A 16,154-nucleotide genomic window follows, 5' to 3' on the forward strand; every position below is an offset into this window, starting at 1 on the left:
TTACAGACCAATGACGATTTTTTGGCATATTCATGACAATAAATACTCTATGTAGAAACAACTTAATGCAAAAACCTTTACATTGGATTGCGAATGTTTATAGAAGAAAATAGAGAAGGAGCTTCTCTAACCAATGGCTAGGAAGCTCCTTGTTTAACGATCATATATGTGTAAGCTTTTTATGGCTTTACAAGAATTTTCACTTGTGATTTTTCTTTCATTAAAGATTCGAATCCTTCATCTACAATTTCATCTAAGTTAATTTTTTTCGTAATAAGCTTTTCTGCCGCGAATTTTCCATTGGCAATTAGTTCAATCACTGCAGGGAAAATATCACGGTATGCAATTGTTCCTGTAACATTGCGCTCTTTTAACAGGACATTATTTGCATTAATTGGTGGGTTGCTTTCCCAAATACTAATAATAACAGTTTCCCCTTCTAGCTTTGTAGAATCGATGGATTGCTGAAGTACAACAGGTACGCCGGTGACTTCATAGGCAATATCGACACCACCATTTGTTAGCTTTTGAATTTCTTCTACAGGATCCACTTCAGATGGATCAATCACAATAGCACCTAAATCGCTTGCAAGCTGTTTGCGTTCAGGGGAAAGCTCCACTGCATATACTTTGCTTGCACCAGATAAGAATAATGCTTGAATCGTTAACAAACCGATTGGCCCAGCGCCAAATACGGCTGCTGTGTCCCCGGCACGAAGTTTACTTTGTCTAATCGCGTGAAGGGCAACAGCTGCTGGTTCTGTTAAAGCCGCTTGTTCAAAGCTCATTGAATCAGGAATTTTATGAACCATTACTTCAGGGACTGTTGTATATTCAGCGAATCCACCGCCGCCGCCTGCTAAGCCGTGAAAGCCAAGCTGGTTACATAGATTGTATAATCCAGAACGGCAAGCCTTACATTTTCCACAGCTATAGATTGGTTCTACTGTAACACGATCACCCGGTTTCACACGATCGACACCTTCTCCAACTTCAACTACTTCACCTGAAAATTCATGTCCCATAATAATTGGAGCAATGTCGTTCGTAAGTGGATGTTTTTCTTTGACAGGGATAAATATTGGTCCTGCTGCGTATTCATGCAAATCACTTCCGCATATTCCCGCCCATGCAACCTTAATTTTTACCTTACCTTGTTCAACTGCTGGATCTGTTACTTCTTCTACACGAATATCCTTTTGACCATACCAACGTGCTGCTTTCATTTTTACCACTCCTGTTGTATGATTTTCAGTTGCTTCACCTTTAATTATACAATTAAAATAGATGGTTTTAAAGAATTTGTCTATTTGTTAACAAATTTGTCGCATTTAGAACACGTTCTTCTGACGGTGGTTCAACGTCTTTTAACGGATAGTCATAGCCTAACGCTTCCCACTTGTAAACACCAAGCTTATGATAAGGAAGTACTTCCACTTTTTCTACATTTGCTAACGCTTTAATAAACGTTGCTAGCTTTTGTAAATCTGCATCATTGTCGGTAATGCCAGGAACAAGCACATGTCTAATCCAAACAGGTATGTTTTTAGAAGCAAGGTATTGGGCAAAATCAAGAATATGTTCATTAGAAAGACCAGTGAGCGTTTTATGCTTTGAGGGATCAATTTGCTTTAAATCTAGTAAGACAAGATCAGTAAGCGCTAATAGCTCATCTAAGCTCTTCATAAAGGATGGTGATTTAGAAAAGCATCCTCCTGATGTATCAATTGCCGTATGAATCCCGAGTTTTTTTAATTCTTTAAACAAGGCAACGAGAAACTTCGTATGAAGTAGTGGCTCTCCACCACTTACAGTTACGCCACCATTAGATGCCTGAAAAAATGGAAGGTATGTTTTGATGTCGCTTACGATTTCTTCCACGGTAACTTCTTTTCCGTCCCCAATTTTCCATGTGTCTGGATTGTGACAGAATTGACACCGGAGTAAACAACCTTGCATAAAGAGTACGTAACGAATCCCGGGACCATCTAATGTTCCACACGTTTCAACAGAATGTATTCGGCCTTTCATTGTCATCCCATCCTTTCTAAAAGAGCATGTAAGAAGGTCTATCTTTCATGTTAATCGTACTGCCCTCCACTTTGAATATGGAGGACAGCACCTATATTTTTTTATCTACTTTCATGGAAGGTACGATTAATGACATCGATTTGTTGTTCTCTTGTTAGTTTAATAAAATTCACTGCATATCCAGAAACCCGAATGGTCAGCTGTGGGTATTCTTCTGGATGCTCCATGGCATCAAGTAAGGTTTCACGATCAAATACATTAATATTCAAGTGATGTCCACCCTTGATCATGTAGCCATCCAGCATTCCTGCTAGGTTGATTTTTCTTGCTTCTTCATCTCTTCCAAGTGCTTTTGGAACGATAGAGAAGGTGTTACTAATGCCATCAAGTGCTTGTGAATATGGCAATTTAGCCACGGAACTAAGAGAAGCAAGTGCTCCTTTTGTATCGCGTCCATGCATTGGATTAGCGCCTGGAGCAAATGGTTCTCCAGCTTTTCTTCCATCTGGTGTGCTTCCCGTTTTCTTTCCATATACCACATTTGAAGTAATCGTTAGAACGGATTGGGTTGGAACAGCATTCCGATACGTTCCATGCTGTTTGATTTTGTTCATAAAGCGTGTTACAAGATCCACTGCAATAGCGTCAACACGGTCATCATTGTTTCCGTATTTCGGAAAGTCGCCTTCGATATCAAAATCAACTACAAAGCCGTCGTCATCGCGAACCGTTTTTACGCGTGCATACTTAATGGCGCTAAGTGAGTCAGCTACAACAGATAAACCGGCAACACCACAAGCCATAGTACGTAATACTTCGCGGTCGTGTAATGCCATTTCTAGGCGCTCGTAGCTGTATTTATCATGCATATAGTGGATGATATTCAATGTGTTTACATAGAGCCCTGCTAACCAATCGAGCATACGATCATACTTTTCCATTATATCTTCATAATCGAGATATTCTTCCGTATATGCTGCAAATGGAGGAGCAACTTGTATGCGGAGCTTTTCATCCACACCACCATTAATTGCATATAGTAATGCTTTGGCAAGGTTAGCTCGTGCCCCGAAAAATTGCATTTGCTTTCCAATTGCCATCGCGGATACACAGCATGCAATTCCGTAATCATCGCCATATGTTTCGCGCATTAAATCATCATTTTCGTACTGAATAGAGCTTGTTTCAATCGACATTTTTGTACAATAGCGCTTAAAGTTATCTGGAAGTGCTTTTGACCATAACACTGTTAAGTTTGGTTCTGGTGCAGGTCCTAGATTTGTTAATGTATGCAAGAAACGATAGGAGTTCTTTGTTACAAGTGGTGTCCCATCTGTTGCAACACCTCCAATGGATTCGGTTACCCATGTTGGATCCCCACTAAATAAATCATTGTAATCTGGTGTGCGTGCAAATTTAACTAAGCGTAGCTTCATCACAAAGTGATCGACAAGCTCCTGTGCTTCTTCTTCGGTAAGAGTACCACTTTCTAGATCACGATCTATATAAATATCAAGGAACGTAGAAACTCGTCCTAAGCTCATCGCAGCTCCATTTTGTTCTTTTATCGCTCCTAAGTAAGCGAAATAGAGCCATTGAAATGCTTCATGTGCATTTTTTGCTGGCTGTGAAATATCAAATCCATATACTTTTGCCATCTCTTTTAACTCTTGTAGTGCACGGATTTGCTCCATTGTTTCTTCGCGATCTCGAATAATATCCTCAGACATCATTCCGTTACCGCCAATATAGGTTAATTCTTCTTTTTTAGCTTCAATAAGTCTGTCTACACCATATAATGCCACACGCCTGTAGTCTCCAATAATACGACCTCTACCATAAGCATCTGGAAGACCAGTAATGATACCTGCTTTTCGAGCAAGCTTCATTTCTGGAGTGTAGGCATCGAATACACCTTGGTTATGCGTTTTTCGATATGCTGTAAAAATGTGCTCAATTTCTTCATTCACTTTATACCCATAGGCCTCACAGGAGTTCGCAGCCATGCGAATGCCACCAAAAGGCTGTAAAGAACGTTTAAAAGGCTTATCTGTCTGGAATCCCACAATTTTTTCTTTGTTACTGTCTAAGTAGCCTGGTCCATGAGATGTAATGGTTGATACAATTGCTGTATCCATATCAAGAACGCCACCATTTTCACGTTCTTTCTTGGATAGCTCTAACACTTGATCCCATAATTCCAACGTATCCTTTGTTGCCCCACTTAAAAATTGTTCATCTCCAACATATGGGGTAAAGTTTGCTTGGATAAAATCTCTTACATCAATTTCTTGCTGCCATTTGCCATTCTTAAATCCAACCCATGCTTGTTTTGTCGACAACGTCATCTCAGACATTGCGATTCCCTCCTTTTATAATCCTACTAAGATTATATTGTGAAATAATGAGCAATATTCCACCTTTAGAATAACATACTTTTCTTTTAAGTAAGGGATCAAATTGTAACAAATTTGTGTAGTTTTATCCTTGATATAAATGGGTTCTTAAATTCTGTTATATATTTTAATTTTTAATACAGTAAAACAGTTTAAATACAGACGTTTTATCTTGTACATGAAGTGAGATTAGGAAAGAGAGAAAGAGCTCGTCTCCTTTTAAAACAAGTGACAGAATAATCAGTAAGTGATAGATTAGGTAAAGGGGGATTGACATGGAAGAAACAGTGCAATGGAAAGCATCAGTTAAAAAGAAGCGAAAATGGAAGCTTGGTTGGATTATAATTGGAAGCATCGTTGTTTTATGTGCAATCGCATTTATATTTATGAATGGATTTATTAATCGTTCGCTTCCCCAGCTGGAGGGAACCATTGAAGTTCCACTGTTAGCGGAAGAAGTTGTTGTGATAACGGATGAACACGGTGTTCCACATATAAAAGCAGCAAATGAAAAGGATCTTTATATTGCACAAGGCTATATCCAAGCACAAAACCGAATGTTTCAGATGGAAATGTCGAGACGGCAGGCCTCTGGAACGCTTAGTGAGGTTGTAGGAGAAGCGGCAGTAGATCATGATAAATACTTTCGATCACTCGGTTTACGACGAGCAGCAGAAAAATCCTATGAGATTTATTCTAAAGAAGGAGTAGAGGTTTTAAAATGGTTTGCGGCAGGGGTGAATGCATATATTGAAGAAGCAACGAGGGAGAACCGACTTCCAATTGAATTTACGTTAATGGCAATGACGCCAGAAAAGTGGACACCAATTGATTCCTTAACGATTGGAAAGTATATGGCGTTTGATCTTGGTGGACATTGGGAACAGCAAGCGTTTAACTATTACTTGCTTGATTGTTTTCCTGAGGAAAAAGCATTTGAAATATTTCCAGCTTATCCAAAGGATCGACCCACTATTATTCAAGAATCGGAAATAGATATAGCAGCTAGTTTCGAGCATGCGGTCATTCCACCACCGTTTAATGGAAGCAATAATTGGGTAGTAAGTGGTGAAAAAACAGCATCTGGTATGCCAATGCTAGCAGATGATCCGCATCTCGGGTTAGCGACACCATCTATTTGGCTCCAAATGGGCTTACAAGCAGAAGATCTAAATGTAAGTGGGGTTATTTTTGCTGGGGTTCCTGGAATCATTCTAGGACATAATGACAAAATTGCCTGGGGTGTTACGAATACAGGGCCAGATGTGCAGCAATTATATGTTGAAAAAAGAAATCTTAATAATGCGAAGGAATTTCTGTATGAGGATGAATGGTATACGGCAACGGTTATTGATGAGCCTATTAAGGTAAAGGATGGTGAAACAATTCCATATCAGGTCGTTGAAACAAAGCATGGACCAATTGTCTCCGAATTTGCGGAAGCTTCTGGAGAGGATACTGTATTATCCTTGAAATGGACTGCCTTAGAGGCAACAACGGAGCTTGAAGCGATTTTACATATTAATCGAGCAAATGATTGGGAGCAATTTGAAAAGGGATTAGAAAAATTTTTAGCCCCTGCACAAAATTTCGTTTTTGCTGCAAAGGATGGAACTATTGCTTTTAAAGCGAATGGTAACATTCCTATTTATAAGAACGGAACAGATGCCCTGCTTCCATTGCCAGGCTGGGATGCAAGCAAGGATTGGCAAGGGTATATTCCATTTGATGAGTTGCCCCGAGTTGTTAACCCTAAAAAGGGATATATTGCAACAGCTAACAATAAAGGAACACCTGATAATTATCCGTATCATATTAGTAATGTATGGGCACAGCCATATCGATATGAGCGAATAGCAGAAGTATTAGAGAGCGGCAGTTCTTTTAATATTGACGCTATGCAGGCCCTCCAAATGGATACGATGAATTTACGCGCACGCGAATTTATTCCGATGTTTGCACAGCAGTTAAAAAGGACACAGCTGAGCGAACAGGAACGGGAAATTCTCACCTTGCTCACAGAAAAGTGGGATTTTCATGATGATGCCAATCTAATGCAGCCGCTAGTTTTTCATCATTGGATGGCTGCAATTGATGAACTTGTATATGACGACATTCCAGAATCGATGCTGGCGCTTTTTTCGAATCAGGGGCAAGTAACAGATAATCTACTTCGTCAAGCTGCAGAAAATAGCTCCTCCATTTGGATTTCAGAAAAAGGTGGATTACAAAATGTATTGCATGAAGCGTTTGTATCAACAATCGAAAGTTTGACTGAACGCTATGGTGATAATGTTACAGAATGGGAATGGGGAGCGTATCATCAAGTGCAATTTAATCATCCACTTTCTGATGTGAATCCCGTTTTGAAATTTTTCTTTAATCGCAAGCAGCCAATGGCTGTTGATGGTAGTGCAGTGACACCGATGGCTGCTGCCTTTGATTTAGAAACGGGCCAAGTAGACCATGGTGCATCGTGGCGCTTTGTCATCGATACAGCGAATATGGATGAAGGCTATCATATCGTCGGGCCTGGGCAAGATGGACACTTTCGAAGTGCGTGGTATGATGATCAAATTGAGGATTGGGTAAATGGAACGTATCATCAAACCTTATTAAAAAAACAAGATGGAAAAAAGCTCACTTTACGTCCAAGGAGTAAGCCTGAAGATAGGATGGGGAAGAAATGATGAGGAGGTAGTGCTGGTGAAACCGTTAATTGGAGTTACAGCATCAATGGAAGTAGATGAGTCCTATTATATGGTATCTAATGATAATATTCGAGCGATAGAACAGGCGGGGGGGATTCCTGTTATCCTGCCACACATTGTAAGGCAGGGAGATATAGAGCGAATTGCTAGGAAGCTAGATGGGCTTTATTTACCTGGGGGCTATGATATTGATCCGACATTATTTGGTGAGGAGCCACATCCGAAGTTGGGAACGATCATTCCGTCGAGAGATCTGTTTGAATTACAGCTCGTGCGAAAAATGCTCGAAGAAAACAAACCGATTTTAGGTGTTTGTAGAGGCTGCCAAATATTAAATATTGCAGCAGAAGGGGATATGTATCAGGATATTTATGCACAGCATGACCAGACTCTCCTACAACATCAGCAGCATGCCCCGCTTTACCATGGTTCTCATTTTGTTCAGGTTGCAGCAGGAAGCTTGCTTCATAAGCTTACCAATATGCAACGGATTCGTGTGAATAGTCGGCATCACCAGGCTAATCGAATGGTGAAGGCTCCATTTATCATTAGTGGAACTGCGCATGATGGGATTATTGAAGCGATTGAAAGCACGGGGCATTCGTTTGTACTTGGGCTGCAGTGGCATCCGGAAAATATGGCTGTTGTTGGTGAGGGTGCTTCTAAGCGGATTTTCGAAGGGTTTATTCATGCTTGTCGCTAGCGTATGATGGTATGAGATTTGCGTTTCAACTGGATATAATTCAGTTTCCGTGGGCAAGGTCCTTATTTCCTCGGAAGCAAAGAGCCGCTTTCACGCTAGTCTAGATTTTACTTCATCTAAAGATATTAAGTGGAAAAATGAAATTTATCGATAAGGAAGTGAAGGCTTATGAAGGTGATTGACTTACATTGTGATGCATTGTGGAAGTTGCAGCAAGCTAAAAGGGGAAAGGTATATAAATTACCACCGCTAAATTTTCGAGACGATCCAGAGCTTGATCTGAATTTGCATCGCTTAAAAAAAGGAAGTTACCAAGCACAGTTTTTTGCTGTTTTTATTGAGCCAGAAATTCCTTCGGATGAAAAATGGCAGCATGCGTTAGAGCAAATTGATTTATTTCACAGCGAAGTTTTGGAAAAAAACCCTGAAATGAAGCATATTCGGAATTGGAGCGATTTTAATCAACTCGGTGAAGATGAAATTGGAGCTGTTCTTACATTAGAGGGTGCAGATGCTTTCGGGAATGACCTTGTTAAGCTAAGACAATTACATCGAGAAGGAGTTCTTTCGCTTGGCTTGACATGGAATAATGCGAACCTCTGTGCAGATGGAGCAGGAGAGCCGCGTGGTGGAGGCTTAACCTTACTAGGTAAGGAGGTCGTAAAGCTAAACAATGAACACCAAGTGTTTACAGATGTATCACATGCAAGCGAAAAGGGCTTTTGGGATATTATAGAACTGGCAGATTATCCAATTGCCAGCCATTCTAACGTACGAGCATTATGTGATCACCCGAGGAATTTATACGATTCGCAAATAAAGGCGATGTTTGCAAAAAAAGGTCTGATTCATGTTGTCTTTAATCCTCCGTTTATCAAGGAAGAAAGTGATCATGCAAGTATTACGGACCTTATTCGTCATATAGACTATTTATGTACGCTTGGAGGTATCCATCAAATTGGTTTTGGATCTGACTTTGATGGCATTACCCGAAAAGTAACAGACCTAGAAAATGCTGCACAATATCCGAACTTGATAAACGAATTATTAAAGCATTTTACAGAAGATGAGGTAAAGGGGTTTGCTTATCGGAATTTACTTACACATTTGCCAAAGTAGCAGCTTTTCTCTTGGATACCGCGATTTTCCACGTATCGAATAGGCTATTATCTCACATTGTAAGAAGGAACAGAGAAATCTGTTCATTAACCCACAAGGAGTGAACATCGATGGCAGACCGGAATAACAACAAATTGTTAGTTCCAGGAGCGGAAGACGCCGTAGATAGCATGAAGAATGAGATTGCAAATGAATTCGATGTGGAACTCGGCGCTGATACAACTGCACGTGATAACGGTAAGGTGGGTGGCGAGATGGTAAAGCGAATGATCCAAATCGCCGAAGAAACAATGGCTAATCGGAGACAATAGCCAATTAGAGGATGCTCTATTTAGGAGCGTCCTCTTTTTAAATGGAATTAACTATTATCTTGTAAGGAAATAATGCTTTTCTGATTGAAGGGTCACTTTGTATTTTGATAAATTCGCTTTTATGATAAAGTTAATTGAAACGCTTACATAGATGGGGGAGGATGATTTGAAGCGGGTAAAATTAAAAACAAAAATCCTCGTTTTAATTACAGGACTAATTGTAAGTATTACTGTATTACTAACAGCAATAAATGGATATTTTGAATGGAAGGAAACGGAGGAGCAAATTGGTCAACGTGCGTTACAAGCTGCCACAACAATGTCCTTCATGCCGACTGTGAGAAATGCATTTTCATCGGAGCAACCAGAGAAGATTATTCAGCCTATTGCGGAAAATTTTCGCGAAATAGTTGGTGCCGAGTTTGTTGTTGTTGGCAATACAGATAGTATACGATATGCACATCCTGATGTGAATAAACTTGGCAAGCGCATGATTGGTGGTGATAATGATCGTGCATTATTGAAGGGTGAATATTACACATCCAAGGCAGTTGGTAGCTTAGGCCCTTCCTTACGTGGAAAAGCACCTGTATTAGATAAAGATGGCGAAATTATCGGCATTATTTCTGTAGGGTTTTTAGTAGATGATATTCAATCGATTATTATGCAAAAGCTTTTAAAGGCGAGTGGCTTCTCCTTTATCGTTCTAGTATTCGGAATTATTGGTAGTGTTCTATTGGCTAATAATATTCGAAAAGACACATTTGGGTTAGAACCACATCAGATTGCCTCCTTGTATCGAGATCGGAATGCCATTTTATCTTCAATTAAAGAAGGCATTATTGCGATTAATAAGGAAGGACAAATTACGATGATGAATGATTCGGCTAAAAACATGCTCGGGTTATCGAATGATCATGTCAATAAAAAAATAGAAGATGTATTTCCGAACACGAAAATGTATGCTGTTTTAAGTTCTGGTGGGACCGTTCATGATGATGAAATGGTTCTTAATAATCGTGAAGTAATTGTGAATCGAACCCCTATTTTTGGGAAGCGTGGAGAGGTTGCAGGTGTTGTTTCTAGTTTCCGTGATAAAACGGAAATTAATGAAATGCTAAATACATTATCAGAGGTGCGAGCTTACTCCGAAGATCTTCGCGCACAAACACATGAATATACGAATAAGCTCTATGTTTTATCTGGACTTTTACAACTCGGACATTATAATGAAGCAATTGATTTGATTCAGACGGAATCACAGCTACATTTGCATCAGAACAAAGTACTACTTGGTCAATTAAAGGACAGAACAGTGCAAGCAGTTTTGTTAGGTAAAATTGGAAAGGCATCGGAAAAGAAAATCAACTTACATATTGATGCGAACAGCTCACTTGAAGAACTGCCAAATCAATTTGATATGGGAAAGGTAATAACAATATTAGGTAACTTGCTTGATAATGCGATGGAAGCGGTAGAAAACAAGACCGATAAGCATGTTACGTTTTTTGCAACAGATATGGGAGGAGATATTGTTTTTGAAATTGCGGATAATGGGGACGGCATTCCAAATGAAATGATGGAGCCTATTTTTGATTTTGGATTTTCAACTAAGGCAGTGGATAATCGCGGCTTTGGTTTAGCGAATGTCAAAAAAATCATTCATGAGCTCGGCGGTCAGATTGAAGTTCATAATCAACCAAGTGGAGGGGCAGTGTTTTCTGTATTTATTCCGAAAGTATTGCATTGCACGATTCAACAAGTTACTTGAGGAAAGGAGGAGAATAGCGTATGATTCATGTCATCATTGTGGAGGACGATTATCGGATCGCCAATATTCATGAAGAATTTTTAAACAAAATTGCTGGGGTGAAGGTGGTTGGTAAAGCACTTAATGGCCAACAAGCTTTACAATTAATAAAAGAAGAAACTGTCCAGCTTGTCATCCTTGATATTTATATGCCGGATATTCTCGGTTCTAAGCTTATTCAAGAAATTCGAGAAATCGATCAAAATATTGATATTATCATGATTTCTGCAGCAACAGAAACAGAAATTGTAGGTGATGTCATTCGTACGGGTGTTTTCGATTATATTATTAAGCCTGTGAAGATGGAGCGGTTTATTGAAACCATTGAAAAATATAAAAAGGTAAAAGAAAATCTAGAAGCAAGTAAGGATATTGATCAATCTTTTCTGGATGATTACTTTGGGGTGAAAAAACCGGGTATTGTGGATACACCAAAAGGAATTGACCCATTAACATTACAAAAAATTAAAGAAAATATGTACGAAACAGAAATAGGGATGACTGCAGAGGAGATGGGAACTCGTATCGGTGTATCACGAACAACCGCTCGCCGTTATTTAGAATATTTAATTTCAACTGGTGAAGTTATTGCAGAACTGGAGTATGGAATTGTTGGGAGACCTGAACGAAAATATCGTCCATACAAAAAGGATGCCTAAGAGAGTCATCGACCTTTGTCGGTGGTTTTTTTGAAATTTGTAGTTACTCATGAACAAAATGAACAAAACGCCCGTTAAAATCTTTTTGCTATTTATTTTGAAAACGGTTACATAAACGAGATAATCCCTTATATTTTTATAAAGAATGCAATAACAACATTGCCATGATAATAAAGGGGGAATTAAGATGAAAAAGATTGCTGGCATATTTTTATTTGTTATTTTCATTGTTTTGGCAAGTGCTTGCTCGGATGATACGAGCTCTAGTGATAAGGATTCAAATAAGGAATGGAAGCCGGAAAAGCCAATTGAAATTGTAGCACCAGCGGGAGCAGGTGGAGGTTGGGATACAACCGCTCGTATGGCAGCTAAAGTATTTAATGAAGCAGGATTAATTGAAGAAGATATTGGTGTTGTTAATAAGGCAGGAGGCGGTGGAGCTGTAGGCTGGGCATATATTGCTGGTCAAAAAGAAAGTGCATACAATTTATTTGTATCATCTCCACCAATTATTTTAGTTCCGTTAAATGGACAGTCTGAGTATGGGCATGAGGACTTTACACCTCTAGCAAATATGATCGCTGATTATGGAGCATTTGCTGTACGGGAAGATGCTAAATGGGACAATTTAAATGATTTATTTGAAGATATGAAAAAAGACCCTGAAAGCATAACTGTTGTTGGTACATCTTCTCCTGGTTCAATGGACCATATTCAATTTGTAAAGATTGCCAAAGCAGCAGGGGTAGATGTGAAAAAAATTAAGTATGTAACAGATCCAGATGGGGTTGGATTAACACAGTTGTTAAATGGAAGTGTGGAAGTATTCTCGACTGGTGTTTCTGAAACAGTAGAGCAAGTGAAGGCTGGAAAGATTAAAGTGCTTGGTATTACTGCGGAAGAACGGTTAGAAGGAGAAACGCTTTCTGATTTTCCAACAGCGAAGGAGCAAGGAATTGACACTACTTTCGTAAACTGGCGTGGATTCTTTGGACCTGCAGAGATGGATTCTGCAGCAGTAAAATATTATGAAGAGAAATTCAAAGAGCTTAGTGATTCCAAGGAATTTGCAGATGTGCGAAAGAAATATGGTTGGAATGAAATGTATATGAACAGCAGTGACTATAAACAATTTTTAGATGAACAAAAAGAAGATATCAAATCGTTGTTAGATGAACTAGGGCTCGGAAAATAAGCATACTTGCTTATGAATTAAATTGATTTTTCGATGTGGCAAGGCTGTCCTAACTGATTATATTGGTTGGGCAGCCATGCTTCTTTTTCAATTTGAATTATTTCAATGAAATGAGGTGAAAAGATGCTGAAATCAATCAATCAGAAAATAAGCATCGTATTGATTGTTGTGGCAGTGGGGTATTTGCTACTCGCTTTCCAGCTTCCTTCCTTTCCATATTCACCTGTTGATGCAGATGTATTACCGAAAGGCTTGGGCGTATTGCTAATCCTGTTAGCGATCGGGTTGTATTTTTCCAAGGATACAGAAACAGAAGCGGAAAAAGAGCAACGGAGAATTCCGAAAAAAGATATTGCTGCACTACTGGTTGTTTTTGTCTTTGTCTTTCTTTATATTTTTTGCTTGGAATGGCTTGGGTTTGTGTTATCTACGGCAATCTTTATATTCTTTTGTTCCTTGTATTTAGGCTATAAAAAACATATGACAAATGCACTTGTGGCAATTCTTTTCCCACTCTTTATGTATGTCACGTTTACGGAGCTACTAAAAATTTCATTGCCACAAGGGATATTGCCGTTTTAAGGGGGGAATAGGATGGGATCAATTGAAGGTGTTTTAACAGGCTTTCAGGTTGCATTTAGTATGGAAGGAATTTTATTTGTATTAATTGGTGTGTTTGTTGGAACGTTTATTGGAATGCTACCAGGTTTAGGCCCAATTAGTGCGATTGCGGTTATGATTCCAATTACATTTGGAATGGATCCAACCTTGGCATTAGTTATGATGGCGGGTGTTTATTATGGTGCTATATTCGGAGGCTCCACCTCTTCCATTTTATTAAATGCACCAGGTGTTTCTGGAACTGTAGCTACTGCATTTGATGGATACCCTATGGCCCAGCAGGGAAAGGCAGGGAAGGCATTAGCCATTGCCGCAATATCTTCTTTTGTTGGTGGTACGGTGAGTGTTATTTTACTAATGCTGCTAGCTCCTGCGCTATCTAGTGTGGCGATTGCTTTTGGACCACCCGCATATTTTGCGCTTATGTTTATGGGACTTACCGCGATAACGAGTCTTTCTGAAGGATCAACTGTAAAGGCGCTTATTTCAGCAGTAATTGGATTTATGGTAGCGACAATTGGGATTGATGCACAAACAGGCACACAGCGTTTTACCTTTGGAAATGCCAACCTATTAGAGGGAATTGATTTTCTAGTTATTGCCCTTGGCTTGTTCGCATTAGCGGAAGTTTGTACATTAATTATTAATCGAAAAGATTTATCCATAGACAATGCCCATAAGCTCGGAAGTTTACGTATTACGAAAAATGAATTAAAGGAAATGAGAGGGCCAATGACAAGGCAATCCTTCCTTGGGTTTCTGCTTGGTGTTTTACCTGGAGCAGGTGCGACAATCGCCTCTTTTATTGGCTATATTACAGAAAAGAAGATTTCGAAAAAACCAGAGGAATTTGGTAAAGGCTCTGTAAAAGGATTGGCAGCTCCTGAAACTGCTAATAATGCGGCTACAAGTGGTGCCTTTGTTCCATTATTAAGTCTTGGTATCCCAGGGTCTGGAACAACGGCAGTAATGCTAGGAGCGTTTCTTGTTTTGGGAGTTCAACCAGGTCCATTACTCATGACGGATCATCCGGAGATTTTCTGGGGAATTATTGCTAGTATGTATATTGGAAATGTATTTTTACTCGTTTTAAATTTGCCTTTAATCCCATACATTTCAAAAATCTTAAAAATTCCAAGACCATTGTTAATTTCACTCGTGATTATGTTTAGTGTTATTGGTGTGTATGCGATCAATTTTAATACTTTTGATTTATATTTACTTCTGCTGTTTGGGGTTATTGGATTTTTAATGCGGATTTTTCGTTTTCCTGCACCACCGTTTATTTTAGCCTTTATTCTCGGTGGTATGATGGAACAAGCGTTTAGACAATCCTTGACGATTTCAAATGGAAGTCTAGCGATTTTCATTCAGGAACCTATTGCTTTAAGCTTATTAATTGTAGGCTTTCTTTCTTTTATGTTTCCACTTGTGCGCTTGCTCCGAAATCGTAAGAAGGAACGCGTATAGCGTAAAAAATTAACTACGTGTCACAATAATAGAATAAATAAAAACTAGATTAGCGCTTTCATTCAATTTATAATGGAATATTGAATGGTAGCGCTTTAATTTTTAGTATAATAGAAAAATAATTTATTCGTTAGGGGTGGAGCAATGGGGAATCTTGGAGATATCCATAAGGCACGAGAACGAATTCAACCTTTTATTCATCAGACACCAATATTGCATTCAAGCCAGCTTTCAAAACGGTGTCAAAATAATATTTTTTTAAAAGCAGAGCATTTGCAAAAGACAGGCTCTTTTAAAATTCGTGGTGCAGCAAATAAAGTGATGCAAGAAGTAGCGAAAGGAACTACTTATGTGACTGCAGCTTCTTCTGGTAACCATGGACAGGCGGTCGCGTATGTGGCGCAAACGCTAGGTATTCCGTCAACGATAGTCGTACCGGAGGACGCAAATGTGAGCAAGGTAAAAGCAATTCAATCCTATCATGGGAACATTGTAGCTTGTGGGTTGACATCCGCTGAACGAATTCCAAAAGCAAAGGAATTAGCGATTGAAAAGCAAGGGGTGTATATTCCGCCGTATGATGATCCGTTAATTATTTTTGGTCAAGGAACGGTTGGCTTGGAAATTATCGAGCAAGTAAAGGATGCAGATATTGTAGTAGTACCTGTTGGGGGTGGAGGTTTAATGGCTGGTATATTAACCGCGATAAAAGAGACAAATCCGTCTATACAGGTGGTTGGTGTAGAGCCTGAGGCGGCAAATGATACATATCTCTCTCTTAAAAATGGTCATATTACACAGATTTCACCGACTTCGACAATTGCAGATGGATTGCGGACAAGCCAGCCTGGAGATCTCACCTTTCCAATCTTACAAAACTATTTAGATGACTTAGTTTTAGTTAGTGAAGAGGAGATAAAGCAAGCACTTTTATTTGTAATGGAAAGGATGAAGCAATTAATTGAACCTTCGAGCGCAACAACCGTAGCTGCATGTTTATCTGAAAAACTACAAGTACTAAATAAACGAATTGTTTGTGTGATTTCTGGGGGGAATGTTGATGTTCACACAATTGAACCGATGTTAGCAGGCTTGTAACATATGCGGTCATAATAGAGAATAAAACTT

Annotated in this window: 13 protein-coding genes; 10 read left to right on the forward strand and 3 right to left on the reverse strand. The window is 39.2% G+C overall.

Annotation, left to right across the window (positions count from 1 at the left end; all coding sequences use genetic code 11):
• Positions 1-179 precede the first annotated feature (179 nt).
• The 3 genes from SPK86_RS10430 to pflB all read right to left on the reverse strand — a co-directional run bounded on the left by SPK86_RS10430 (position 180) and on the right by pflB (position 4,388).
• Entirely contained in the window at positions 180-1,226 is a 1,047-nt protein-coding gene (locus SPK86_RS10430) for a 2,3-butanediol dehydrogenase (protein ID WP_330949310.1), read from the reverse strand.
• A 67-nt stretch (positions 1,227-1,293) separates the two neighbouring features.
• Entirely contained in the window at positions 1,294-2,037 is a 744-nt protein-coding gene (gene pflA / locus SPK86_RS10435) for a pyruvate formate-lyase-activating protein (protein WP_284139166.1), read from the reverse strand.
• 95 nt (positions 2,038-2,132) lie between these two features.
• Positions 2,133-4,388, reverse strand: coding sequence for a formate C-acetyltransferase (gene pflB / locus SPK86_RS10440; protein ID WP_330949311.1), 2,256 nt, complete (start codon positions 4,386-4,388; stop codon positions 2,133-2,135).
• 314 nt (positions 4,389-4,702) lie between these two features.
• Here pflB and SPK86_RS10445 point away from each other — a divergent pair, with 314 nt between their 5' ends.
• From SPK86_RS10445 to SPK86_RS10490, 10 genes are all read left to right on the forward strand, one after another.
• Positions 4,703-7,117 (forward strand): penicillin acylase family protein, encoded by a 2,415-nt coding sequence (locus tag SPK86_RS10445; protein ID WP_330949312.1) that lies wholly within the window; start codon positions 4,703-4,705, stop codon positions 7,115-7,117.
• Positions 7,118-7,133: 16 nt separating this feature from the next.
• Positions 7,134-7,841, forward strand: coding sequence for a gamma-glutamyl-gamma-aminobutyrate hydrolase family protein (locus SPK86_RS10450; protein ID WP_330949313.1), 708 nt, complete (start codon positions 7,134-7,136; stop codon positions 7,839-7,841).
• A 168-nt stretch (positions 7,842-8,009) separates the two neighbouring features.
• Positions 8,010-8,960, forward strand: a complete 951-nt coding sequence (locus SPK86_RS10455) for a dipeptidase (RefSeq protein WP_330949314.1) — start codon at positions 8,010-8,012, stop codon at positions 8,958-8,960.
• 110 nt (positions 8,961-9,070) lie between these two features.
• Positions 9,071-9,271, forward strand: coding sequence for an alpha/beta-type small acid-soluble spore protein (locus tag SPK86_RS10460; protein ID WP_284139171.1), 201 nt, complete (start codon positions 9,071-9,073; stop codon positions 9,269-9,271).
• 151 nt (positions 9,272-9,422) lie between these two features.
• Positions 9,423-11,042, forward strand: coding sequence for an ATP-binding protein (locus SPK86_RS10465; protein WP_443089774.1), 1,620 nt, complete (start codon positions 9,423-9,425; stop codon positions 11,040-11,042).
• A 20-nt stretch (positions 11,043-11,062) separates the two neighbouring features.
• Positions 11,063-11,740, forward strand: a complete 678-nt coding sequence (locus SPK86_RS10470) for a response regulator (RefSeq protein WP_330949316.1) — start codon at positions 11,063-11,065, stop codon at positions 11,738-11,740.
• Positions 11,741-11,927: 187 nt separating this feature from the next.
• Positions 11,928-12,935 carry a tripartite tricarboxylate transporter substrate binding protein gene (locus SPK86_RS10475; protein WP_330949317.1) on the forward strand — a complete coding sequence of 336 codons (1,008 nt, stop codon included), beginning with the start codon at positions 11,928-11,930 and terminating at the stop codon, positions 12,933-12,935.
• 123 nt (positions 12,936-13,058) lie between these two features.
• Positions 13,059-13,517 (forward strand): tripartite tricarboxylate transporter TctB family protein, encoded by a 459-nt coding sequence (locus SPK86_RS10480; RefSeq protein ID WP_284139175.1) that lies wholly within the window; start codon positions 13,059-13,061, stop codon positions 13,515-13,517.
• Positions 13,518-13,529: 12 nt separating this feature from the next.
• A complete protein-coding gene (locus tag SPK86_RS10485; protein ID WP_284139176.1) occupies positions 13,530-15,026 on the forward strand; it encodes a tripartite tricarboxylate transporter permease in 1,497 nt (498 codons plus the stop codon).
• A gap of 144 nt (positions 15,027-15,170) precedes the next feature.
• Positions 15,171-16,124 carry a threonine ammonia-lyase gene (locus SPK86_RS10490; RefSeq protein ID WP_330949318.1) on the forward strand — a complete coding sequence of 318 codons (954 nt, stop codon included), beginning with the start codon at positions 15,171-15,173 and terminating at the stop codon, positions 16,122-16,124.
• The last annotated feature ends 30 nt before the right edge of the window (positions 16,125-16,154 follow it).

The sequence above is a fragment of the Virgibacillus sp. MG-45 genome (assembly GCF_036409425.1).
GTDB lineage: Bacteria > Bacillota > Bacilli > Bacillales > Amphibacillaceae > LDC-1.